Below are 22,692 nucleotides of genomic sequence, written 5' to 3'. Positions count from 1 at the left end.
AACCCACCATGAAGAAAGGACTGCTCTCGATCACGGCCCTGGTGGCCGGCCTGGCCCTGGCGACCTCGGCCCAGGCCCGCGATACCCGTCATCTGCTGCCCATCGAGGAGGCCATGAACACGCCGGAGGCCCGAGAGAAGCTGGACCCGAACATCCGTTTCGTGTTCGCCGATACCCCCCCAGGCACCGTCGCCGAGCGTCACGGCAACTTCGTCACCAACAAGAAGACCAACGCCTTCAACAAGAGCGACGAGGAAGCCTGTCGCTGGGTCATGCTGTCGGCGCTGCTCAGCCTTCAGGAGCGCGTCCAGGCCGAGGGCGGCAACGCGGTGATCAATATCGAGAGCTTCTACAAGCGCGAACCCATGGTTTCCCGCGACGAGTACGAGTGCCATGCCGGCATGCTGATGGCCGGCGTCGCGCTGCGCGGCGATGTCGTCACCCTGCGCTGACGAGGCCCCGCCCTGCCTGGCGCTGCGCGAGGGGTGGGCAAGCCGCGACGGCGCCAGCCAGTCCCGCCGCGGCCGGGAGCTGCTGAGCGAGCTGGCCGCCGAGCACGGGCTGAACTGCCCCGTGGCGGGCTGGTCCCCCAGAGGCGCCGGTCCGCCGCGTCATCCGGGCATGCCGCCCGGGCTGCACGCCAGCCTGAGCCATCGTGATGGCCGGGTGGTCGCGGCCCTGGCCGACTGCCCGTTGGGCCTCGACCTGGAACATGCCAGGCCCCGGCATCGGCGGGGTCTGGCGGCTCGGGTCGATTACCTGCCCGAGGCCTGGATACGCCGTCGCATCCTCGAGGCCGAGGCGCCCCTGACAGCCTTCTACCGGGCCTGGACCCTCCACGAGGCGCTGTTCAAGCTAGAGAGCCTGAGCGGTCGTCCGCCGGCAACGCTGTTCGCCACCCGCCTGGAAACCCTGACCGCGGCGAAGGGGCCCCGCGCCTGGCGCTGGCAGGACAACGCCTGGACCCTGAGCCTCTGCGCCTATGCACCGGAGCTGCGGATCGTCGCTCCCCCGGCGCTGATGCCGGCGCCCCTGACGCCTGCGTCCCTCGTCTGACCCCGTAGCTGGAGCCCCGGTCAGCCACGACAATGCCTTCCCTTACCATTCCCACAGGAGGAGGTTTAACGTGGCCTTCTTCCTGCTGCTGGTCACCGCGGCCCTGAACAGCGCCGCGGGCGCCCTCTCGCGACGCCTGCGGCCGTGAGAAGGCAACTCCCGGCAGCCGGTTAGTAGCTGTATTCGCCGATCACCACGGCGGTGACGGTAATCTCCACCTTGAGTTCGTCGGCGGGCATCGGCGCGCAGACGCAGGTGCGCGCCGGGGCGTGGCCGGTGGGCACCCAGGCGTCCCACACCTCGTTCATGGCGGCGAAGTCATGGCCGTCCTTGAGGTAGAGGGTGGCCGTGAGCAGGTGCTCGCGGCTCGAGCCGATCTCGGTGAGCAGGGCGTCGAGGCGCGCCAGCATGCTCTTCGTCTGCTCGGCGATATCGCCGTGACGCGCCTCGGGGCCCGCCACCTGGCCACACAGGTAGGCCACGCCGTCGTGGATCACGGCGCGGCTCATGCGCGCCTTGGTGTCATGCCGAATGATGGTCATGGGCTCGGTCTCCTCGTTTACCATCGCCAGGAAAGAATCACTGGCTATTTGCCAGAAGGCCAGTGAGTATCACCGAATCACTCGGCGCAGTCGATACACTTCAACACCAGGGGGTCCCATTCGAGGCGCGCCCTGCCGATCCATTCCCCGCATTCGATACACTCGCCATACTCGCCGCGTTCGATGCGCGTCAGGGCAGCGGTGATGCGCTTGAGCGCCAGCTGGCGGCGCTGCTCCTCGGCCTTGGCCATGGCCTGGCCCTGCAGGGCGTCCATGCGCGAGAGGCGCCCCACCGATGTCTGGTCGAGCATCACGGTGTCGCGGGCGTCGCTGCTGGAGGCGCTCTCCTCCTCGAGTCTGGCACGCAGAGCCGCCAGGCGCTCGCGTACCTCGCCCATGTCCAGTTCGGGATGGTTCATATGGCCTCCTCTTCGGGGTCGGGCCGCCGCCCGCCTCCCCGGGCTGGTATCATGTCGCTTCCTGGGCATGATGCCACCCTTGCTTCCCCCCATCACCCGTCACGGCCAGGGAGGGCCCATGAGCTATCGCATCCTGTTGAGAGACCACCGCGGCCTGATCGGCATCGCCTTCCTGGCGATGTTCTCCTCGAGCCTGGGCCAGAGCTTCTTCATCGGCCTCTTCCAGGCGCCGATCAGCGAGCACCTGGGGCTCTCCGCCGGGCAGTTCGGCACCGCCTATGCCGTGGTCACCCTGATCGCCGGCTTCGCCGTGCTGCGCCTGGGCCCGAGCATCGACTGGATCCCGCCACGGCGCTTCGCCCTGCTGGTGCTGAGTGGCCTGCTCGGCGGGGTGCTGCTGCTAACCCTGTCCCCCTGGTGGGGCCTGGGGCTGCTGGGCCTGGGCCTGGTACGCTTCTGCGGCCAGGGCATGATGCCCCACCTGGGCAACACCCTGGCCGGCCGGGAATTCACCGACCTCCGCGGCCGGGCCCTGGGATTGACGGGCATAGGTTTGATGGTCGGGGAGACGGCACTCCCCCCGCTGGTGGCGGCACTACTGGTGTGGCTGGGCTGGCGGGAGCTGTGGGGGCTCTTCGTGCTGGTGCTGGGGCTCGCTTGGGGCACACTGCTGCTGCGCGCCCCCTGGCCCAGGGCCCCGGGGCAGCGCCCGGCCAGGGGCCAGCGCCGCGACGGCCCGCGCCCCTTCCGCGAGGCGCGCTTCTGGAAGCTGCTGCCGCTGCTGATGATCCTGCCGGTGACCATGACCGGGCTGTTCATCTACCAGGCGGTGATGACCGAGGACCTGGGGTCGAGCCTCGGCGTCTATGCCCTGGCGCTCACCGGCATGGGCCTCGCCAAGATGCCCGGCGCCCTGCTCGGCGGCCGCTGGGTGGACAGGCTCGGCCCGGTGCGCCTGGCGCGCCTCTACCTGCTGCCCTTCGCCCTGGCCCTGGTGGTCGCCATGGCCGTGGGTGGCGACCTCGGCGTCTGGGCGCTGATGGTCGGCGGCGGGCTGGCCATGGGCGCCCAGGAGCCCATCGCCACCAGCGTGCTAGTGCGCAGTTGGGGTGCCGAGCACCTGGGCACGGTACGCGCCACCCTGAGCGCCTGCATGGTCTTCTCCACCGGACTGGCTCCGGCGGTGCTGGGCATTGCCATCGACTTGGGGGCGCCCTTCGGCGCCATCCTCGCCGGCATGCTGGCCTTCCTGGTAGCCGGCTGGTGTCTGGCCCAGGGGGTGCTGAGGGAGCTCAAGGCGGCCCGCTAAGCCGAGCCGCATCCAAGGGGCTATCTCGTCGTCTGACTCAATGGCTAACGCCGGGGATCGCCACCTGGCGCTCACAGGCTCGGCCGTCGGCGCCGAACAGGTGGCAGTGGTCCCCGGCCAGCCCCAGGGTCATCGCCTGGTGCTCCTCCAGGTGGACCAGGCCGTCCAGGCGCCGGGTGAGGGTGGCCTCCACGCCCGCCACCTGCAGGTGGGCCAGGGTCTCGTAGCCGAGCTTCTCGGCCACCATCAGCGTCGCCGGCAGGCTCGCCTCGGCCTGGTCGGCGGCAACGAAGTCCTCGGCGCGGACCCCCAGGGTGGCGCGCTCGCCGGCGGCCAGCCGCGAGCCGTCCACCGCCACCCGCAGCAGCTCGCCGCCGGGCAGCCGCACCGCGGTGTGGCGGCGGCCGGGGTCGACCACCTCCACCGGCAGGGTATTGATGCGCGGCGAGCCGATGAATTCGGCCACCTCCAGGCTCCTGGGGAAGTGGTAGAGCGACAGCGGCGCGCCGACCTGGGCGATGCCACCGCCCGCGAGCAGCACGATGCGGTCGGCCAGGGTCATCGCCTCCACCTGGTCGTGGGTGACGTAGATCATGGTGGCGCGCAGCCGCTTGTGCAGTTCGGCGATCTGCACTCGCATATCGACCCTGAGCGCCGCATCCAGGTTGGAGAGCGGCTCGTCGAACAGGAACACCGCCGGCTGCTTGACCAGGGTACGGCCGATGGCCACCCGCTGGCGCTGGCCGCCGGAGAGGTCCTTGGGCCGGCGTTCGAGCAGCTCGGTGAGGTGCAGCATGGCGGCGGCCTGCTCCACGCGGCGGCGAATCTCGTCCTTGTCGGCCCGCGCCAGCTTGAGGCCGAAGGCCATGTTCTCGGCCACCGTCATGTGGGGGTAGAGCGCGTAGGACTGGAAGACCATGCCGATGTCGCGCTCCTGGGGAGGGATCTCGTTGATCCGCTCGCCGTTCAGGCACATCTCGCCGCGGGTGATGTCCTCGAGGCCGGCGACCATCCGCAGCAGGGTCGACTTGCCGCAGCCCGAGGGCCCGACGAAGACCACGAACTCGCCGTCCTCGATGGTCAGGTCGATGTCGCGGGAGATCTCCACGCCATCGTAGTCCTTGCCGATTCCTTCCAGTGTCAGACGTCCCATGAGAGGTCCTCCTGTGCGGGGCAGCGCGCGATGGCGATGCCGTGGGGGGGAAGTGCGAGCCGGCCCGCGGCCCAGCGGCCGTTGACCAGCGCCGGGGCGTCGGGCAGTGCCTCGGCCTCGACGGGCGCCGGGAGTTCGCGAGGCGCATCGGCGAAGTTCAGGGCCACCAGCAGGCGCTGCCCGCCGTGGCTGCGCTCCAGGCAGAGCACCCGGTCGCGCACCGCATGGTAGTGGATCTCGCCCTTGACCAGCGCCGGCAGCCCGCGGCGAAAGGCCAGGAAGGCGCGATAGGCGTTGAGCAGCGACTCGGGGTCGGCGTCCTGCCGGTCGACGGCGAGGCCCCGGTGGGCGTCGGGCACCGGCAGCCAGGGCGCTGCCGTGGAGAAGCCGCCGTGCGGGGCCTCGGCGACCCAGGGCTGGGGGGTGCGGCAGCCGTCGCGGCCCTTGTAGCTGGGCCAGAAGGTGATGCCGGCCGGGTCCACCAGTTGCTCGAAGGAAAGCGATGCCTCGGTCAGGCCCAACTCCTCGCCCTGATAGAGGCAGACGCTGCCGCGCTGGGTGAACAGGAAGGCCATATAGAGGCGCAGCTTCTCGGCGTGGCCCTCGGCGTCCCAACGGGTCGCCAGGCGGGTCACGTCGTGGTTGCCCAGCGCCCAGCAGGGCCAGCCGTCGCCGATGCGCGCCTCCATCTCGGTGAGGGTGGCGTGCAGATAGTCCGGATCGGCCTGCTCGGTGAGCAGGTTGAAGGAGTAGCACATGTGCAGGCGCTTGCCGCCCCGGGTGTACTCGGCCATCACGCCCAGCGAGTCGTCGTCGCCCACCTCGCCGACGCTGGTGGTACCGGGATACTCGTCGAGCAGGGCGCGCAGCCGTTCCAGGAAGGCCAGGTTCTCGGGCTGGGTCTTGTCGTGGATATGCCGTTGGAAGGCATAGGGGTTGTCGGGACGTACCCCGATGAAGCCCTCGACGATTTCCTCCCGGGGCGGGTTGTCCTTGAGCTCGCCGTGGGTGCAGAAGTTGACCGCATCGAGGCGGAAGCCGTCGACGCCGCGCTCCAGCCAGAAGCGCACCTCGCCGAGGATCGCCTCGACCACCTCGGGATTGCGGAAATTGAGATCCGGCTGGCTGGCCAGGAAGTTGTGCAGGTAGTACTGGCAGCGCCGGGTGTCCCACTGCCAGGCGGAGCCGCCGAAGATCGCCTGCCAGTTGGTGGGCGGCGCGCCGTCGGGTCGGGGGTCGGCCCAGACGTACCAGTCGGCGCGGGCGTTGTCGCGGCTGGCGCGGCTCTCCTGGAACCAGGGGTGCTGGTCCGATGAGTGCGAGAGCACCTGGTCGATGGTGACCCTGAGGCCCCGGGCGTGGGCCGCCTCCACCAGGCGGTCGAAGTCCTCCAGGGTGCCGAACATCGGGTCGACGCCGCGGTAGTCGCTGACGTCGTAGCCGAAGTCCTTCATCGGCGAGGTGAAGAAGGGCGATAGCCAGATGGCGTCGACGTTCAGCGAGGCGATGTAGTCGAGGCGCTCGATCACGCCCTGGAGGTCGCCGATGCCGTCGCCGCCCGCGTCCTGGAAGCTGCGCGGATAGATCTGGTAGATCACCGCGCCGCGCCACCAGTCGGCGCCCTGCCGGCCCACGATCTGTGTCATGTCTGCTGTCCTCTTGGTGCGAAATCAACGGGCCGGGCGGACCGGCCCCGGAAAGGCGTCAGGCTCATGGTGCAGAGGGCCGGGGAGGAGGACATCCTCCCGGGGGCGGAGGACCCGGCGTAGCGGGGGGGAGGAGAACGCCGCCAGCGCCCTACTCCCCCTGGATATGGGCGAGCAGGTCGGCGGCCAGGGCCACCGCCTCCTCGCGGCGGCGGATGCCCTGCTTCTGGTAGAGGCTGCGGATATGCGTCTTGACGGTGGTCGGGGCCACCGCGAGCTGCTCGGCGATCTGCTCGTTGGAGAGCCCGGCGTGGATCAGCCCGAGGATCTGCCACTCGCGGCGGGTCAGCGGCGAGACACGGATCAGCTCGGGGACGTCGGGCCGCGAGACGATCGCCTCGATCACCGAGTCGTCGAGCATCAGACGCACCGCACTGGTGAAGTCGCGTCGGCGCCTGGCCAGGTCGAGCAACCGCTCGGCATGCCGGCGGCACAGGGCGTCGAGGTCGTCACGCTCGAGCAGCCGGGGCAGCATCTCGGCAAGCGCCGCACCCAGGCGCAGGAAGCTGCCAGCCAGGGCGGTGCGGGTCGCCAGGCGCAGCGCCTCGTGGAGATGCGCCAGGGCCGCCTCGCTGTCGCCGCGGCGCCACGCCAGGTCGGCCAGGCACAGCCGGTTGCGGTTGGCGTCGGTGACCAGGCCGAGCCGCGCGGTCTGCTCCTCGAGGCCGTGGAGCCGCGCCTCGGCCTCGTCGAAGCGCCCCAGCAGGGTCAGGGCGCGGGCGTGGTTGCGCAGGTTGCACTGGGCGAAGTGGTTGGTCGCCGTCGCCGGCTCACCGGGCGGCGCCTCCTGGAACCAGCGCGCCACGGCATCGAGATCGCCGTTGGCCTGCCACCAGGCCAGCAGGGTGGCGTGGGCGTTGGCCTGCCAGTCGATATGGTAGTCGCCCTCGGCCAGTATCTTGCGCAGGCGGCGCACATGGTCGGCGCACTGGGCCTGGTCGCCCCGCGACAGCGCCACCTTGGCCAGGCCGATATGGCACTGCAGGGTCCAGCGCTCGCCCTGATTGTCGAGTACCGCGATCCCCGTCAGGGCCGCCTGCTCGGACTCGTCCAGGCGCTGCCACTCCCAGAGCAGCTGGCTGCGGATGCGGTAGAGGAATTCCGCGACCGGCAGCCGGTCCAGGCCGCTGCGCTCCACGTGGGCGAGTGCGCGCTCCTGGACGTCGAAGGCGGCCTGCAGACGCCCCTGGGCGACCAGGGTCTCCGACTGGTGGCACAGCGCCCACAGCATCAACTGGTCGTCGCCCAGGCGTTGCGCCTCGCGCTCCACGCCGGCGATGCGCTGCAGGGACTCGTCGAGATGCCCCTGCACGAAGCGCGACTCGGCCAGTATCGCCGCCGCCGACACCGGAGTGGCGTCCAGGTAGTGAGCCGGCAGGGTCAGGGCCCGCTCGGCCAGGGGCGCGGCGCGCTCGGCATCGCCTTGGTTGATGGCCAGTTGGGCGCGCAGGGTGGCGAACTCGGCGGCCAGGGCCTGCCACTCCGGCTCATCGAGCTGGGCCTCGATCCAGTCGATGGCCTGGCGGGTCCGCGTGAATTGGTACTGGGCATGGGAGACCCAGCCCAGCAGCAGGGTCAGCCGCGGCGAGGCCACCAGCCGCGTGTCGCCCAGCGCCGCCAGGGCCCGCGCCAGCAACGCGAAGTGGCCATTGGCCAGCAGTTGGGGCCCCTGGGCCTCCAGCAGGTCGGCCAGGGCCGCGTGATCCGCGGCCTCGATCACCTGGGCCAGGGCCAGGGCCGGCTCGCCCAGCGCCAGCCAGGCCTCGCCGGCCCGGCGGTGCAGGCCCCGCTGGCTGGCCGGACTGAGCGAGCGACGCCGATAGCCTAGATACTGGGCGAACAGCGGATGGAAGCCGTACCACTGGTCGTGGGGATCGAGGCGCTCCACGAACAGGCCTGCGGACTCCAGGGCCTCGAGGCGTTGGGCGCTCCAGCCCTCGTCCAGCAGCCTGGCCACCAGGGGCGGCGAGAAGCGCTCCAGCACGCCCAGCTGCAGCAGCCAGCGCCGCTCCTCCACGGGCAGGCCGGCGGCGAGCAGGTCGTCGAACCAGGCCACGAAGTCGGGGTGCTCGCCGCGCAGGCGGTCCACCAGGGTGTCGAAGCCCGCTCGGGTGGTGGTACGGGCGATCAGCCAGTCCAGCGCCATGACCCAGCCGCCGGTGCGCCGCAGGGCGCGCTCCAGGCTGACCCGCGCCGGCGGGAAGCTGAGCTGCTCGGCGCACAGGGTCTGGGCCTCCTCGAGGTCGAAGGCCAGCTCGGTGGCACCGATCTCCTCCAGCTCGCCGCGCAGGCGCAGGGCCGGCAGCCCGAGTGCCGGGCGGGTCCGCGAGATCACCGTCAGGGTCAGCCAGGGCGGCTGGTGGCGCAGCCAGGCGATCAGGCCCGCGAGGATCTCGGGGTCAGCGAGGTGCTCGAAGTCGTCGAGCACCAGCCGCGCGGGCTCGGCCTCGGCCGGCAGCGCGGCGAGCCAGGCCTCCATCCGGTCGGCCAGCGGGGCCGCGTCGCCGGCGTCGGGCAGCTCGCGGCCGCACAGCTCGCCGAGCATGGCACCGAAATAGGCGGCGAAGCGTCGCGGTTCGTCGTCGCGGGTATCCAGTCGCAGCCAGGCGGCGCGCTGCTCGAGGGCCGGCAGCCGCTCGGCCACCAGGGTGGTCTTGCCGTAGCCGGGCGGTGCCTGGACGACCAGCAGGCGCACCCGCTCCTCCAGTGCGAAGCGATCGTTCAGGCGCGGACGGGCCACCAGCGTCAGGGGCAGGCAAGGCCCGGCGAGCTTGGCAGGAATCAATGGCATCTCGGCTTCCCCTCGTCGTCGGTTCAGCATGGCGCACGCCCGGGCGAGGCACCATCGGCAAAAAGCCCGTAGCGCGGGGCCACGGGCAAGCATCGAAAAGCAGGTGCCAGCCAGGGAACGGTGGCGCCGGCCGGGCCGGCGCCGGGTGGCTCAGAACCAGATTTCGGTCTGGACGCCGAAGGTCCACTGGCTGCCGGTGAAGCCTTCGCTGCCGAAGGCGTCGTCGGCGCTGTAGTCGTTGAGCTCGTCGTCCCAGTCGCTCCAGGAGGCGAACAGGCGGATCTCCGGGCGCTTCCAGAAACCGCCCACCTCGGGCTTGAAGGTCGGGGCGATGGTGAACTTGGTGTAATCGCCCTTGGCGCTGTTGCCGCCGGCCCCCTGATCGAGGTCCATGTACTGGTAGGTGCCTTCGTACTGCATCTCGAAGTTCTCGGTCAGCTCGTTGGCCAAGCGCACATTGAGGGTCGCCCAGTCGAATCGGTCGCCCTCGACGAGGCGATCCTCGCTGGTCTCGGCGAGGATGGCCGGCGCCACGCGCCAGCTCGGCGCCAGATAGGTGGTGCCGTAGAGGCCGACCCGGGTCGCGGTGGCCTCGTCGGTCAGGGAGCCATTGCCGCCGATCACCTTCACCTCGGCCCCCAGGCCCTGGCCATGCATCACCGCGGCCTTGAAGTTGCCCTCGCCCAGGCCGAAGAAGCTGTCGCCGTGGTAGGCCAGCATGGTGTGGAAGCCGCTGTCGGCGGCGTCCTGGCCGGCCCCGATGTCGCGCTCCTCGTTGTCGGCGGCGGAGAGCCCGCTGACCATCCACTGCCAGTTGCCGAAGTAGTTGTTGGCGGTCAGCGTCAGGTTGTCGGTGTCGCCGGTGATATCCGACTCCTCGGTGGGGAACTCGCTGTAGCTACGCCCATAGAGGGAGAAGTTGGACTTCCAGTTATCGGCCAGTTGGACATCGTAGATACCGGCGCCGGTACCGGCCAGGAAGACGAAGTCGGTATCCATCCAGTGGATATCGAAGTTGTCGCGGTCGAAGCGCTTGCCGGCCCAGATCGAGGCGTCCTCGAAGGCGCCGGTGAAGCTCGGCAGGTCGCTGAACTCGGCGTAGACATTGCGCACGTTGAGGTTCGTTTCATCGGCGGTCCAGTCGTTGCTGGTGGTCACCCCATCCGCGACCATCATGCGGTAGTCGGCCTTGGCACCGTTGTCGAAGCGCATCCGATAGTTGAGCTTGGCCTCGGCATAGGTATCCGGCTCGTTGCCCAGCCGGCCGACGTTGCCCCCCAGCGGACCGGCCGGCGTCACGCCCGGCCCACCGGGTGCGCTCTTGCCGTCCTCGCCGATCAGCAGGCCGGAGCGGGCATAGGCACCGAACGAGAAGCCCTCGTCGCCGCTGGCCTGGCGCTCGACCTTGGCCAGGCGCTCCTCGACCTCCTCGCTGGAGAGGCGCTCCTCGGCCTGGGCCTCGGCCAGCTCCGCGCGCTGCTCGGCGGCATCGGCGCGCTGCTCGGCGGCGACGATGCGCGCCTCCAGCTCGGCCAGGCGCTGCTCGAGGTCAGTGGACTGGGCGTTGGCGGTACCCGCCAAGGCGAGGCCGGCGGCGGCGACGGCAACGGCGAGCGGTGTCTTGAAGGTGACGCGGTTCATGGCGTTTTCATCCCCTTGTTGTTGTGGCACTTGGTGGTGTCCTCACTTGGCGCGGGTCGCCCGGGCCGGTTGCCGTCGAAGCCATAACGCTTGAGCCCCTTGCCTGACGGATTCCGGGTGGGCCCGGGCGATCGCTTTGAACTTAATCGTTTAAGCCTCGAGGCTCAATGCACCCCGGGGAGATTTAGACCAATGTCTAAATCGTTACAGATGCCTTCGACAAAAGTCTAGGTTGATACACCCAGGGCCATGGGCTTAACTGTGGCCACGATCTTAATCGTTTAAGTCTTGTAAAGAACAACAAGCCGACGAGGAACTCCAGCATGCCAAAGAAGCCACTGATCACCGCCATCGCCCTGGGTACCGCGGCCCTCTCCGGCACCGGCCAGGCCCAGGCGGCCGACCTGACCATCTCCTGCGGTGCCGTGGGCGCCGAGCTGACGCTCTGCGAGGAGGGCGTCGCCCAGTGGGAGGAGCAGACCGGCCACGAGGTGGATATCGTCTCCACCCCCAACTCCTCCACCGAGCGCCTGTCGCTCTACCAGCAGATCCTCTCCGCCAACTCCAGCGACATCGACGTGCTGCAGATCGACGTGGTGTGGCCGGGCCTGCTGGCCAACCACCTGCTCGATCTCAACGAGACGCTGGGCGAGGACGCCGCCGAGGGCCACTTCTCGGCCATCGTCGAGAACAACACCGTCGACGGCCGCCTGGTCGCCATGCCCTGGTTCACCGACGCCGGCGTGCTCTATTACCGCAAGGACCTCCTCGAGGAGTACGGCCATGAACCGCCGGAGACCTGGCAGGAGCTCACCGAGATCGCCCGCGAGATCCAGGCCGCCGAGCGCGAGGCCGGCAACGACCGCATGTGGGGCTATGTGTTCCAGGGCCGCGCCTACGAGGGCCTGACCTGCAACGCCCTGGAGTGGGTGGCCAGCTACGGCGGCGGCACCATCGTCGATGGCGAAGGCAACCTCACCATCAATAACGAGCAGGCCGCCGCGGCCCTGGACCTGGCCGCCACCTGGATCGGCGACATCACCCCCGAGGGCGCGCTCAACTACACCGAGGAGGAGGCCCGCGGCCTGTTCCAGAGCGGCAACGCCGTGTTCATGCGCAACTGGCCCTACGCCTGGTCACTGGCCCAGAGCGAGGAGAGCGAGGTGCGCGACCAGGTGGGCGTGGTCAAGCTGCCCCATGGGCCGGATGGGGAGAGCGCGGCCACCCTGGGCGGCTGGAACCTGGCGGTCTCCAAGTACAGCGAGAATCGCGAGCTGGCCGCCGACCTGGTGGCCTTCCTGACCGGCGAGGCCGAGCAGAAACGCCGCGCCATCGAGGGCTCCTACAACCCGACCCTGGAGAGCCTCTACGAGGACGAGGAGGTACTCGCCGCTGTGCCCTTCTTCGGCACCCTCTACGACACCTTCGCCAACGCCGTGGCGCGTCCCTCGGCGGTGACCGGCGAGAGCTACGGCCGCGTCTCAAACGCCTTCTTCGACACCACCCACGGCGTGCTGTCCGGCGACACGCCCGCCGCCGACGCCCTGGCCCAGCTGGAAGGCCAGCTGCGTCGCCTCGAGCGTCGCTGGAAATGACCCCGGAGCCCGACATGACCACCACCACCACGACCCCCAGCGCGCCCGAGAGGGCGCGCCCCTATCGCGGCACCAAGGTCCGCCGGCAGCGGGTGCGCGCCGCCTGGACCTTCCTCGCCCCCATGCTCGTCGCCCTGGCCCTGGTGGCCGGCTGGCCGCTGCTGCGCACCTTCTACTTCAGCCTCACCGACGGCACCCTATCGGCCCTCGGCGCGGCCAATTTCATCGGCCTGGAGAACTATCTCGTCTATGACGATGGCGCCTGGTACGGCCTGCTCACCGACCCGCTGTGGTGGCGCTCGGTGTGGAACACGGTGTTCTTCGCCGTGGTGTCGGTGTCGCTGGAGGTGGTCTTCGGCGTCATCGTCGCGCTGATCCTCAACGCCGAGTTCCGGGGCCGGATGCTGGTGCGCGCCGCGGTGCTGATCCCCTGGGCCATTCCCACCATCGTCTCGGCCAAGATGTGGGCCTGGATGCTCAACGACCAGTTCGGGATCATCAACCACCTGCTGATGACGCTGGGCATCATCGACTCGCCCATCGCCTGGACCGCCAGTGCCACCTACTCCATGTGGGCGGTGATCATGGTCGACGTCTGGAAGACCATTCCCTTCGTCGCCCTGCTCGCCCTGGCCGCCCTGCAGATGCTGCCCAAGGACTGCTACGAGGCCGCCGAGGTCGACGGCATCCACCCGGTCAGGGTGTTCTTCAAGGTGACCCTGCCGCTGATCACCCCGGCGCTGATGGTGGCGGTGATCTTCCGCCTGCTCGATGCCCTCAGGGTGTTCGACGTCATCTACGTGCTGACCTCCAACGCCTCCAGCACCATGACCATGTCGATCTACGCCCGCCAGCAGCTCGTCGAGTTCCAGGACGTGGGCTACGGCAGCGCCGCCTCGACCCTGCTGTTCCTGATCATCGCGCTGGCCACGGTGGCCTACCTCTACCTTGGCCGCAAGCAACTGCAACTGGGAGGCGACTGACATGACCTCACGCCAACTCAACAAGCTCGCCACCCGCATCGGCTTCTGGGTCCTGGTGGCCGTGGTGCTGATCTACGCCATCTTCCCCTTCTACTACGCCGTGATCACCTCGCTGAAACCCTCCAGCGAGCTGTTCAGCGTGAGCTACTGGCTGGATTCGCTGGACTTCTCCAACTATGTGGCGATCTTCAGCCAGGGCAGCTTCGTGCGCGCCATCTTCAACTCCATCCTGGTCTCGATCAGCGTGGTGGCCATCGCCCTGCTGCTGGGCATCACCGCCTCCTACGCCCTGGGCCGGGTGCGCTTCCGCGGCCGCACCACGGTGATGCTGGTGATCCTCGGCGTCTCCATGTTCCCTCAGGTGGCGGTGCTCTCCGGGCTGTTCGAGGTGATCCGCGGGCTCGGCCTCTACAACAACCCCGCCGGCCTGATCCTCAGCTACACCATCTTCACCCTGCCCTTCACCGTCTGGGTGCTGACCACCTTCATGAAGCAGCTGCCCCAGGAGCTCGAGGAGGCGGCGATCATGGACGGCGCCACCCCCTGGGTGACCATCACCAAGGTGTTCCTGCCACTGATGTGGCCGGCCATGGCGACGACTGGGCTTTTGGCCTTCATCGCCGCCTGGAACGAGTTCCTGTTCGCCCTGACCTTCACCCTCTCCGACGACCAGCGCACCGTGCCGGTGGCCATCGCCCTGATCTCCGGCGGCAGCCAGCACGAGCTGCCCTGGGGGCCGATCATGGCCGCCTCGGTGACCGTCACCGTGCCCCTGGTGGTGCTGGTGATGATCTTCCAGAAGCGCATCGTCTCGGGGCTTACCGCCGGCGCAGTGAAAGGATAAGTCGTCTCATGTCATTCGTGGAAATCCAGATGCAAGATACCCTGACCTGGTGGCGCGGCGGCGTCATCTACCAGATCTACCCGCGCAGCTTCCTGGACGCCAACGGCGACGGGATCGGCGACCTGGCCGGCATCACCGAGAAGCTCGACTACGTGGCGAGCCTGGGCGTCGACGGCATCTGGCTGTCGCCCTTCTTCACCTCGCCGATGCTCGACTTCGGCTACGACGTCAGCGACTACCGCGACGTCGACCCGATGTTCGGCACCCTGGACGACTTCAAGGCGCTGCTGGCCCGCGCCCACGCGCTGGGCCTCAAGGTGATGATCGACCAGGTGATCAGCCACTCCTCGGATCGGCACCCCTGGTTCCAGGAGAGCCGCGCCGATCGCACCAACGCCCGCGCCGACTGGTATGTCTGGGCCGACCCCAGGCCCGACGGCACGCCGCCCAACAACTGGCTGTCGATCTTCGGCGGGCCGGCCTGGACCTTCGACTCGCGGCGTCGCCAGTACTACCTGCACAACTTCCTGACCAGCCAGCCGGATCTCAACTTCCATAACCCGGAGGTGCGCGCCGCCCAGCTGGACAATATGCGCTTCTGGCTGGAGCTGGGCGTCGACGGCTTCCGCCTGGACACCGTCAACTTCTACTTCCACGACGCCGAGCTCACCGACAACCCGCCGGTGCCGGCGGGCAGTCCCAAGACGCTGGGCGCGCCGGATGCCAACCCCTACACCTGGCAGCGCCATGTCCACGACATCAGCCGCCCGGAGAACCTCGACTTCCTCAAGGACCTGCGCGCGCTGATGGACGAGTTCCCCGGCACCACCACGGTGGGCGAGATCGGTGACGACGAGCCGCTCGAGCGCATGGCCGAGTACACCGCCGGCGGCGACAAGCTGCACATGGCCTACACCTTCGACCTGCTCAACGCGCCCCACTCGGCGGCCTACATTCGCGAGGTGATCGAGCGCTTCCAGCGCCTGGCCGGCGACGCCTGGCCATGCTGGGCGCTCTCCAACCATGATGTGGTGCGCAGCGCCACCCGCTGGGGCGCAGACGAGGACCCCCTCGCCTACCCCAAGGTGGCCCTGGCCATGCTCTTCTCGCTGCGCGGCAGCGTCTGCCTCTACCAGGGCGAGGAGTTGGGCCTGCCGGAGGCGGACGTACCCTTCGAGCGCCTCCAGGACCCCTACGGCAAGGTACTGTGGCCGGAGTTCAAGGGCCGCGACGGCTGTCGTACCCCCATGCCCTGGGAGGATACCGGGAATGGCGGCTTTAACGCCGAGGACGTCGAGCCCTGGCTACCGCTGGAGGCACGCCAGCTACCGCTGGCCGTGTCGCGACAGCAGGACGACCCGGACTCGGTGCTCAACGCCACCCGCCGCCTGCTGGCCTTCCGCAACGCCCACCCGGCGCTGTTCGATGGCGACCTCACCCTGGTCGACGTCGGCGAGGAGCTTCTCGGCTTCGTCCGCGAGACGGCCGACGAGAGGATCCTCTGCGTCTTCAACCTTACCGGCGAGGCCCGGGAGACCCGCCTGCCGCTGACGGTCGACAGGACCCTGGACGGTCACTGCTTCACCCACGAGCGCGATGGCGACACCCTGCGCCTGCCGGCCTACCAGGCGGCCTTCTATCGGCTGGGCTGACACTTCACCGACATTCGCCTACGGCACAACAACACGCCGGTCCCCGACGAGGAAACCCAGCACCGGGAGCCGGCAAGGAGTCAAGACAATGGCAAGCGTAACCCTCGACAAGATCAACAAGGTGTTCGGCCACGACCACATCATCAAGGACGTGGACCTGGACATCGGCAACGGCGAGTTCGTGGTCTTCGTCGGCCCCTCCGGCTGCGGCAAGTCGACCCTGCTGCGGCTGATCGCCGGCCTGGAGTCGATCACCGACGGCGAGCTCTCCATCGGCGAGCAGGTGGTCAACGAGCTGCCGCCCCGCGAGCGCGGCGTGGGCATGGTCTTCCAGTCCTACGCCCTCTACCCGCACATGACGGTCTACGAGAACATGGCCTTCGGCCTCAAGCTCGCCAAGGAAAGCAACGAGACCATCGAGGAGCGGGTGATGGCCACGGCGCGCATCCTGCAGCTCGAGGAGCTGCTGCACCGCAAGCCCAAGGCGCTCTCCGGCGGCCAGCGCCAGCGCGTGGCCATGGGCCGCGCCATGGCCCGCGAGCCGCGCATCCTGCTGTTCGACGAGCCGCTCTCCAACCTCGATGCCTCGCTGCGCGTGCAGATGCGCAACGAGATCGCCCGCCTGCACCACCGCCTGGGCTCCACCATGGTCTATGTCACCCACGACCAGGTCGAGGCCATGACGCTGGCCGACAAGATCGTGGTGCTCAACGCCGGCCGGGTCGAGCAGGTGGGCACGCCCCAGGAGCTCTACCAGCGCCCGCTCACCAAGTTCGTCGCCGGCTTCATCGGCTCGCCCACCATGAACTTCCTGCCGGCGGAGCTGGTGGCCGGCACCGCCGAGGGCTGCCGGGTGCGCGCGAACGGAGTCGGCGAACTGCCCCTGCCCCAGGAGCCCGGCCGCCACGACGCCGGCGATGCCCTGACCCTGGGCGTGCGCCCCGAGCACCTGGGCCTGGCGCCAGCCTCGGGCGACAACGCCTTCGAGATCGTCAACGTCGAGTACCTGGGCAACGAGGTCTACGTCTACCTCGAGCCCAAGGAGGGCGACACCCTGCTGATCCACCGCAGCGAGGCCCCCAGCCGCTGGCAGACCGGCGAACGCGTCGCCCTGGTGCCCGACCCCGAGCACGTGCACCTGTTCGACGCCGAGAACCGCGCCCTGGTGGCCAAGCGGGCCCGCTCGGTGGCCTGAGACGGTGGCGAGCCCCGCCAGCAGGAGAACGACATGCTCAATACCCAGCTCTCGAATGGCGATCCGGACTGGTGGCGCGGGGCGGTGATCTACCAGATCTACCCCCGCAGCTTCCAGGACGCGGGCGGCGACGGCATCGGCGACCTCCAGGGCGTGATCCAGCGCCTCGACTACATCGCCTCGCTGAACGTCGACGCCATCTGGCTATCGCCCTTCTTCACCTCACCGATGAAGGACTTCGGCTACGACGTCAGCGACTACCGCGGCGTCGACCCGATCTTCGGCACCCTGGAGGACTTCGACCGCCTGGTGGAGGCGGCCCACGCCCGGGGCCTCAGGGTCACCATCGACCAGGTGCTCTCGCACTCATCGGACCAGCACCCCTGGTTCCAGGAGAGCCGCGCCAGCCGCGACAACGCCCGCGCCGACTGGTACGTCTGGGCCGACCCCCGACCCGACGGCGCGCCGCCCACCAACTGGCAGGCGATCTTCGGCGGCTCCGCCTGGCAGTGGGACACCCGGCGCTGCCAGTACTACCTGCACAACTTCCTGGCCAGCCAGCCGGATCTCAATTTCCGCAATCCCGAGGTGGTCGAGGCGATCCTCGGCGAGGTGCGCTTCTGGCTGGAGCGCGGCGTCGACGGCTTCCGCCTGGATGCGGTCAACTTCTGCACCCACGGCGAGTTGAAAGACAATCCGCCGCGAGAAGACATCCAAGAGGGTTTCATCGGGGTACGTCCCGACAACCCCTATGCCTTCCAACGGCATATCCACGACAAGACCCAGCCCGAGAACCTGGCCTTCCTGGAGCGGCTGCGCGCCCTGCTCGACGAGTACCCGGGCACCACCAGCATCGGTGAGGTGGGCGACGACGACTCGCTGGGCGTGATGGCCGCGTACACCCGGGGCGGCAAGCGCCTGCACATGTGCTACTCCTTCAACCTGCTTACCGAACGCGCCGCGCCAAAGGACCTGCTCGCGCCCCTGGCGGAAATGGAGGCGCGCATCGGCGACGGCTGGCCCTGCTGGGCGGTGGGCAATCACGATATCACCCGTGTCGCCACGCGCTGGAAGGCCGCAGGCGACATGGCCAAGCTGCGCCTCTATATGGCCTTCCTGCTCACCCAACGCGGCAGCGTCTGCCTCTACCAGGGCGAGGAGCTGGGGCTGACCGAGGCATCGCTTTCCTTCGAGCAACTGGTCGACCCGGCCGGCATCACCTTCTGGCCCAGCTACAAGGGCCGCGACGGCTGCCGAACGCCCATGCCCTGGCACGGCAACCAGGCGCACGCCGGCTTCTCCAGCGCCACGCCCTGGCTGCCGGTGCCCGATGAGCATCGGGGCCTCGCCGTCGACCGGCAGGAGGCCGACCCCGAGTCGCTGCTCAACGCCTATCGCGCCTTCCTGGCCTTCCGTCGGCGCCACCCGGCATTGATCAAGGGCGAGATCCACTACCATCCGGTGCGCGACCGGGTGCTTTGCCTGGAACGCACCCACCACGGGCAGCGCCTGCTGGTGGCCCTGAACTTCGCCGATGCGCCTCGCGAACTCCCGGCGCCTGTCGAGGCCGAGGCACTGCCCGACGCCCCGGCGCTGGTCAACGGCCGCTGGGCCGCGGGCCGGCTCACGCTTCCATCCCACGGCATCGCCATCGCCGGCCTTGTCGACGACGCCGGTCCCTGGTCGCCCTGACCCGGCCCCATCCCACAACCACAACACGAGGTTCCCTGCCCATGACTGCCATTTCTCGCATCACTCCGGCACGCCGCCTGCTGCTCGGCGGCCTGCTGCTCGGCGGCTCGACCCTGGCTGCCCAGCATGCCCTGGCGGAGGAGATCACCATCGCCTGCGGCCCCGGCGATGCGGCCGACTACTGCCCGGTGCTCGCCGAGCGCTGGGCCGAGGAGACCGGCCACGAGGTGGATATCGTCTCCACCCCCAACGACGCCACCGAGAAGCTGTCGCTCTACCAGCAGCTGCTGGGCAGCCAGTCCAGCGACGTCGACGTGATCATGATCGACATCGTCTGGCCGGGCCTGCTCGCCAACCACCTGGTGGATCTCTCCGAGTACCTGCCCGAGGACGCCACCGAGGGATTCTTCCCGGCACTGGTCGACAACAACACCGTCGACGGCAAGCTGGTGGCCATGCCCTGGTTCACCGACGCCGGTCTGCTCTACTACCGCAAGGACCTGCTGGAAAAATACGGCCATGAGGTCCCCGAGACCTGGCAGCAGTTGACCGACATCGCCACGGACATCCAGGCCGCCGAGCGCGAGGCCGGCAACGACGACTTCTGGGGCTTCAGCTTCCAGGGCCGCGCCTACGAGGGGCTGACCACCAATGCGCTGGAGTGGGTGGCCAGCCACGGCGGTGGCACCATCGTCGACGACGCAGGCAACGTCACCATCGACAACGCGCGCGCCGCCGCCGCGCTCGACCTGGCTGCCTCCTGGATCGACGACATCTCCCCCGAGGGCACCCTCAACCACACCGAGGAGGAGACCCGCGGCATCTTCCAGTCCGGCAATGCGCTGTTCCTGCGCAACTGGCCCTACGTCTGGGCGCTGGCCAACGGCGAGGACAGCGACGTGGCCGGCAAGGTCGGCATGGCCCCGCTGCCCCACGGTCCCGAGGGCGAATCGGTGGCCACCCTGGGCGGCTGGAACTGGGCCGTGTCGCGCTACTCCGAGCACCCGGAGATCGCCGCGGACCTGGTCGCTTACCTGACCGCCCCCGAGCAGCAGAAGGCCCATGCCATCGAGATGGGCATGAACCCCACCATCGAGGCGCTCTACGAGGACGAGGAGGTGCTGGCCAGCAACCCCTCCATGAGCGATCTCTACGCGACCCTGACCAATGGCGTACCGCGACCCGCCACGGTCACCGCGACCGACTACCCGCGGGTCACCAACGCCTTCTTCAACCGCGTGCACGAGGTGCTCTCCGGCAATCAGGACGGTGCCGCCGCCGTGCAGCAGCTCGAGGGCGAGCTGCGTCGCCTCAGCCGCCGCTGGTGATCCAGCCCCACTCCGCTAGACCCTGACTCACGGAGGGCCGCCAGGCCCTCCACGATACCTCGAGGCTTCCATGACCCTGTCCCAACAACGCCCGCACGACCGGCACGACTGGTGGCGCGGCGCCACCCTCTACCAGATCTACCCGCGCAGCTTTATGGACGCCAATGGCGACGGCATCGGCGACCTCGCGGGCATCACCGAGAGGCTCGACCATGTGGCGAGCCTGGGCGTCGACGCCATCTGGCTGTCGCCCTTCTTTACCTCGCCCATGGACGACTTCGGCTACGACGTGGCGGACTACTGCGACGTCGACCCCATGTTCGGCACCCTCGACGACTTCCGCGCGCTGGTCGACCGCGCCCATGAGCTCGGGCTGCGCGTGATCATCGACCAGGTGCTGTCGCACAGCTCCGACCAGCATGCCTGGTTCCAGGAGAGCCGACGGGACCGCACCAACCCGAAGGCCGACTGGTACGTCTGGGCCGATCCCCGACCCGACGGCACGCCCCCCAACAACTGGATGGCCGCCTTCAGCGGCCGTGCCTGGACCTTCGACGCCCGGCGCCGCCAGTACTACCTGCACAACTTCCTGCCCAGCCAGCCGGACCTCAACTTCCATAATCCCGAGGTGCAGCAGGCCCAGCTCGATAACCTGCGCTTCTGGCTGGAGCTCGGCGTCGACGGCTTCCGCTTCGACGTGGTCAACTACTACTTCCACGATCCGGCCTTGACCGACAACCCGCCGATGCCCCGCGAGCGGGTCCAGCCCGGCAACCCCCAGAGCTATCAGCTCCAGCGCCACAACATCGAGCAGCCCGAGAACCTCGCCTACCTCGAGCGCATCCGCGCGCTGCTCGACGAGTACCCGGGCGCCACCACGGTGGGCGAGATCGCCGGCAACGACCAGCTACCCACCATGGCCGCCTATACTGCCGGCGAGTCGCGCCTGCATATGGCCTACACCTTCGACCTGCTGGACTCCATCGGCGACGACACCTGGCCGTGTTGGGCGCTGTCCAACCACGACGTCGTGCGCAGCGCCACCAGCTGGGGCGAGGCACGCGCCCTGCTGGCGCTGACCGTGCTCTGTTCGCTGCGCGGCAGCCTGTGCCTCTACCAGGGCGAGGAGCTGGGCCTGCCCGAGGCCGAGCTCGCCTACGAGGACCTCCAGGATCCCTTCGGCATCAACCTCTGGCCGGAGGTCAAGGGTCGCGACGGCTGTCGCACGCCGATGGTCTGGGAGACTGCACCGAACGGCGGCTTCTGCCCCGAGGGCGTCGCCCCCTGGCTGCCGGTTTATTCCCGGCATCGTCCCCTGGCCGTGGCCAGCCAGGAGACCGACCCCGACAGCCTGCTCAACCGGGTACGCCAGTTGCTCAAGCTGCGCGCCGACAGCGATACCCTGCGCCAGGGCGAGCAGCTACTGATCGCCCCCGAGGCGCTGCCCGAGGACGTCTTCGCCGTGCTACGCCAAGACGGCGATAAGCGCCTGCTGTGCCTGGCGCATCTCGGCCATGCGACGAGTGAACGGGCGGAGATCGGCCTCGATACCCTGGTACCCGGTGCCGATGGCTGGTCCAGTCTGCCCCTGCCGGGCATGGCGACGCCGCTGCTGGAAGGCCGACAGCTGCTCATGGAGCCCGGCCAGGCGGCCTGGCTGAACATCTTCTGAAACGGTCACCGGAACGCCGGTCGGCGGTCTGGTACCCGGGAGGCCAGTGAGCTATGCTAGGCTGCTAACTAAATCGTTATAGTCCACCGGAGTCGCCCCGTGCCTCCCTCTCGTCGCATCACCCTGAAGGACCTGGCCCGCGAACTCGGCGTCTCGACGGCCACCGTGTCCAACGCCTTCAATCGCCCGGACCAGCTCTCGCCCAAGCTGCGCGAGCGCGTGCTCGGCGAGGCCCGGCGACTGGGCTACCGCGGCCCGGACGCCAAGGCCCGCAGCCTGCGCACCGGGCGCTCGCGGATCATCGCCGTGGTACTTGCCGAGAGCCTGACCTACAGCATCAACGATGCCGTGGCCAGCGAGCTGCTCTCGGGCATCGCCGAGGTACTCGACGCCCACGGCCATACCCTGCTGCTGCTCTCGGGACGCCAGAACGCCTCCCAGGTGCCCGGCTCGTCGAGCATCGCCGACGGCTTCATCGTCTATGGCCTGATGCCCAGCCTGATGCTGCTCGATGACCTGCCATTGCCCGGCCAGCGTCCCCTGGTCGCAGTGGACTTCGACCTCGAGGGCCATCCTACGGTGCATGTGGATAACGAACCGGCCAGCTACGCCATCGCCCGACATGCCTTGCAGACCCCGGCCAGGCGACCGGCGGTGATCAACCTGCGGCTCACCAAGCATCCCTGCAACGCACGCATCCGCGAGGGCCAGGAATTGCTGCCGGCCGACCGAACCATCACGCGCTCGCGGCTCGCCGGCTTCTACCGCGCCTTCGAGGAACGCGGCATCGACCCGGCCACGGTGCCGATGTGGAACATCGAGGAGAACACCTTCGAGGTATGCGCCCCGGTGATCGAGGAGATCCTCGACCTGCCCGAGGACGAGCGGCCCGACCTGCTGCTCTGCATGTCGGACCGCATCGCCCTGACCGCCGTGACCCTGGCCGAGGAGCGTGGGTTGCGCATCCCCGAGGACCTGCGCATCACCGGCTTCGACGGCATCGCCGAGGGGCAGTACCGCGCCCCCAGGCTGACCACGGTGCGCCAGGACAGCACCGAGAAGGGACGCATCGCCGCCCGCATGATCCTCGGCCTCAGCCCCCCCGGCGACAGCC

At 69.0% G+C, this 22,692-nt stretch carries 18 protein-coding genes; 12 read left to right on the top strand and 6 right to left on the bottom strand.

Features of this window, described 5'->3' with window-relative positions; translation table 11 throughout:
- The first annotated feature begins 8 nt into the window (after window positions 1-8).
- Complete coding sequence (locus QWY80_RS09820) at window positions 9-452, top strand: excinuclease ATPase subunit (RefSeq protein WP_290230864.1); 444 nt, start codon at window positions 9-11, stop codon at window positions 450-452.
- The gene (locus QWY80_RS09815) at window positions 433-1,056 is read left to right on the top strand and encodes a 4'-phosphopantetheinyl transferase family protein (RefSeq protein ID WP_290230861.1); all 624 of its coding nucleotides are present in this window, start codon (window positions 433-435) and stop codon (window positions 1,054-1,056) included. Before QWY80_RS09820 ends, QWY80_RS09815 begins: the two co-directional genes overlap by 20 nt.
- A gap of 170 nt (window positions 1,057-1,226) precedes the next feature.
- On the opposite strand, the gene QWY80_RS09810 is transcribed toward QWY80_RS09815, so the two are convergent.
- On the bottom strand, window positions 1,227-1,598 hold the full coding sequence (locus QWY80_RS09810) for a RidA family protein (protein ID WP_290230859.1): 372 nt from the start codon (window positions 1,596-1,598) through the stop codon (window positions 1,227-1,229).
- A gap of 77 nt (window positions 1,599-1,675) precedes the next feature.
- Window positions 1,676-2,017 carry a TraR/DksA family transcriptional regulator gene (locus QWY80_RS09805; protein ID WP_290230857.1) on the bottom strand — a complete coding sequence of 114 codons (342 nt, stop codon included), beginning with the start codon at window positions 2,015-2,017 and terminating at the stop codon, window positions 1,676-1,678.
- A gap of 118 nt (window positions 2,018-2,135) precedes the next feature.
- On the opposite strand from QWY80_RS09805, the gene QWY80_RS09800 reads away from it, so the two are divergent.
- Window positions 2,136-3,326, top strand: a complete 1,191-nt coding sequence (locus tag QWY80_RS09800; protein ID WP_290230855.1) for an MFS transporter — start codon at window positions 2,136-2,138, stop codon at window positions 3,324-3,326.
- A 37-nt stretch (window positions 3,327-3,363) separates the two neighbouring features.
- On the opposite strand, the gene ugpC is transcribed toward QWY80_RS09800, so the two are convergent.
- From ugpC to QWY80_RS09780, 4 genes are all read right to left on the bottom strand, one after another.
- Window positions 3,364-4,479: a sn-glycerol-3-phosphate ABC transporter ATP-binding protein UgpC gene (gene ugpC / locus QWY80_RS09795; protein ID WP_290230853.1), complete on the bottom strand. Its 1,116-nt coding sequence runs from the start codon at window positions 4,477-4,479 to the stop codon at window positions 3,364-3,366.
- Window positions 4,467-6,125: an alpha-amylase family glycosyl hydrolase gene (locus tag QWY80_RS09790; protein WP_290230851.1), complete on the bottom strand. Its 1,659-nt coding sequence runs from the start codon at window positions 6,123-6,125 to the stop codon at window positions 4,467-4,469. Before QWY80_RS09790 ends, ugpC begins: the two co-directional genes overlap by 13 nt.
- Before the next feature lie 151 nt (window positions 6,126-6,276).
- Complete coding sequence (gene malT, locus QWY80_RS09785) at window positions 6,277-8,976, bottom strand: HTH-type transcriptional regulator MalT (protein WP_290230849.1); 2,700 nt, start codon at window positions 8,974-8,976, stop codon at window positions 6,277-6,279.
- 150 nt (window positions 8,977-9,126) lie between these two features.
- Window positions 9,127-10,617, bottom strand: coding sequence for a carbohydrate porin (locus tag QWY80_RS09780; protein ID WP_290230846.1), 1,491 nt, complete (start codon window positions 10,615-10,617; stop codon window positions 9,127-9,129).
- 323 nt (window positions 10,618-10,940) lie between these two features.
- Between QWY80_RS09780 and QWY80_RS09775 the strand changes: the two genes are divergently transcribed.
- The 9 genes from QWY80_RS09775 to QWY80_RS09735 form a co-directional block, all read left to right on the top strand.
- Entirely contained in the window at window positions 10,941-12,212 is a 1,272-nt protein-coding gene (locus QWY80_RS09775) for an ABC transporter substrate-binding protein (protein ID WP_290230844.1), read from the top strand.
- Window positions 12,213-12,226: 14 nt separating this feature from the next.
- Complete coding sequence (locus tag QWY80_RS09770) at window positions 12,227-13,195, top strand: carbohydrate ABC transporter permease (RefSeq protein WP_290230841.1); 969 nt, start codon at window positions 12,227-12,229, stop codon at window positions 13,193-13,195.
- A gap of 1 nt (window position 13,196) precedes the next feature.
- Window positions 13,197-14,039, top strand: a complete 843-nt coding sequence (locus tag QWY80_RS09765; protein WP_290230838.1) for a carbohydrate ABC transporter permease — start codon at window positions 13,197-13,199, stop codon at window positions 14,037-14,039.
- A gap of 29 nt (window positions 14,040-14,068) precedes the next feature.
- Window positions 14,069-15,691 (top strand): alpha-glucosidase family protein, encoded by a 1,623-nt coding sequence (locus QWY80_RS09760; RefSeq protein ID WP_290231011.1) that lies wholly within the window; start codon window positions 14,069-14,071, stop codon window positions 15,689-15,691.
- A gap of 88 nt (window positions 15,692-15,779) precedes the next feature.
- A complete protein-coding gene (locus QWY80_RS09755; RefSeq protein WP_290230836.1) occupies window positions 15,780-16,886 on the top strand; it encodes an ABC transporter ATP-binding protein in 1,107 nt (368 codons plus the stop codon).
- A gap of 33 nt (window positions 16,887-16,919) precedes the next feature.
- Complete coding sequence (locus QWY80_RS09750) at window positions 16,920-18,578, top strand: alpha-amylase family glycosyl hydrolase (protein WP_290230833.1); 1,659 nt, start codon at window positions 16,920-16,922, stop codon at window positions 18,576-18,578.
- A gap of 41 nt (window positions 18,579-18,619) precedes the next feature.
- Window positions 18,620-19,906: an ABC transporter substrate-binding protein gene (locus QWY80_RS09745; RefSeq protein ID WP_290230831.1), complete on the top strand. Its 1,287-nt coding sequence runs from the start codon at window positions 18,620-18,622 to the stop codon at window positions 19,904-19,906.
- A 70-nt stretch (window positions 19,907-19,976) separates the two neighbouring features.
- Window positions 19,977-21,578 (top strand): alpha-amylase family glycosyl hydrolase, encoded by a 1,602-nt coding sequence (locus tag QWY80_RS09740; RefSeq protein ID WP_290230829.1) that lies wholly within the window; start codon window positions 19,977-19,979, stop codon window positions 21,576-21,578.
- A gap of 99 nt (window positions 21,579-21,677) precedes the next feature.
- A partial coding sequence (locus QWY80_RS09735) for a LacI family DNA-binding transcriptional regulator (protein ID WP_290230828.1) occupies window positions 21,678-22,692 on the top strand: 1,015 nt, incomplete at its 3' end.

The sequence above is a fragment of the Halomonas ramblicola genome, from assembly GCF_030409215.1.
Taxonomy (GTDB): Bacteria; Pseudomonadota; Gammaproteobacteria; order Pseudomonadales; family Halomonadaceae; genus Halomonas; species Halomonas ramblicola.
Note: the sequence above shows the minus strand (reverse complement) of the source record. Positions and strands in the feature narration are given on the sequence as shown.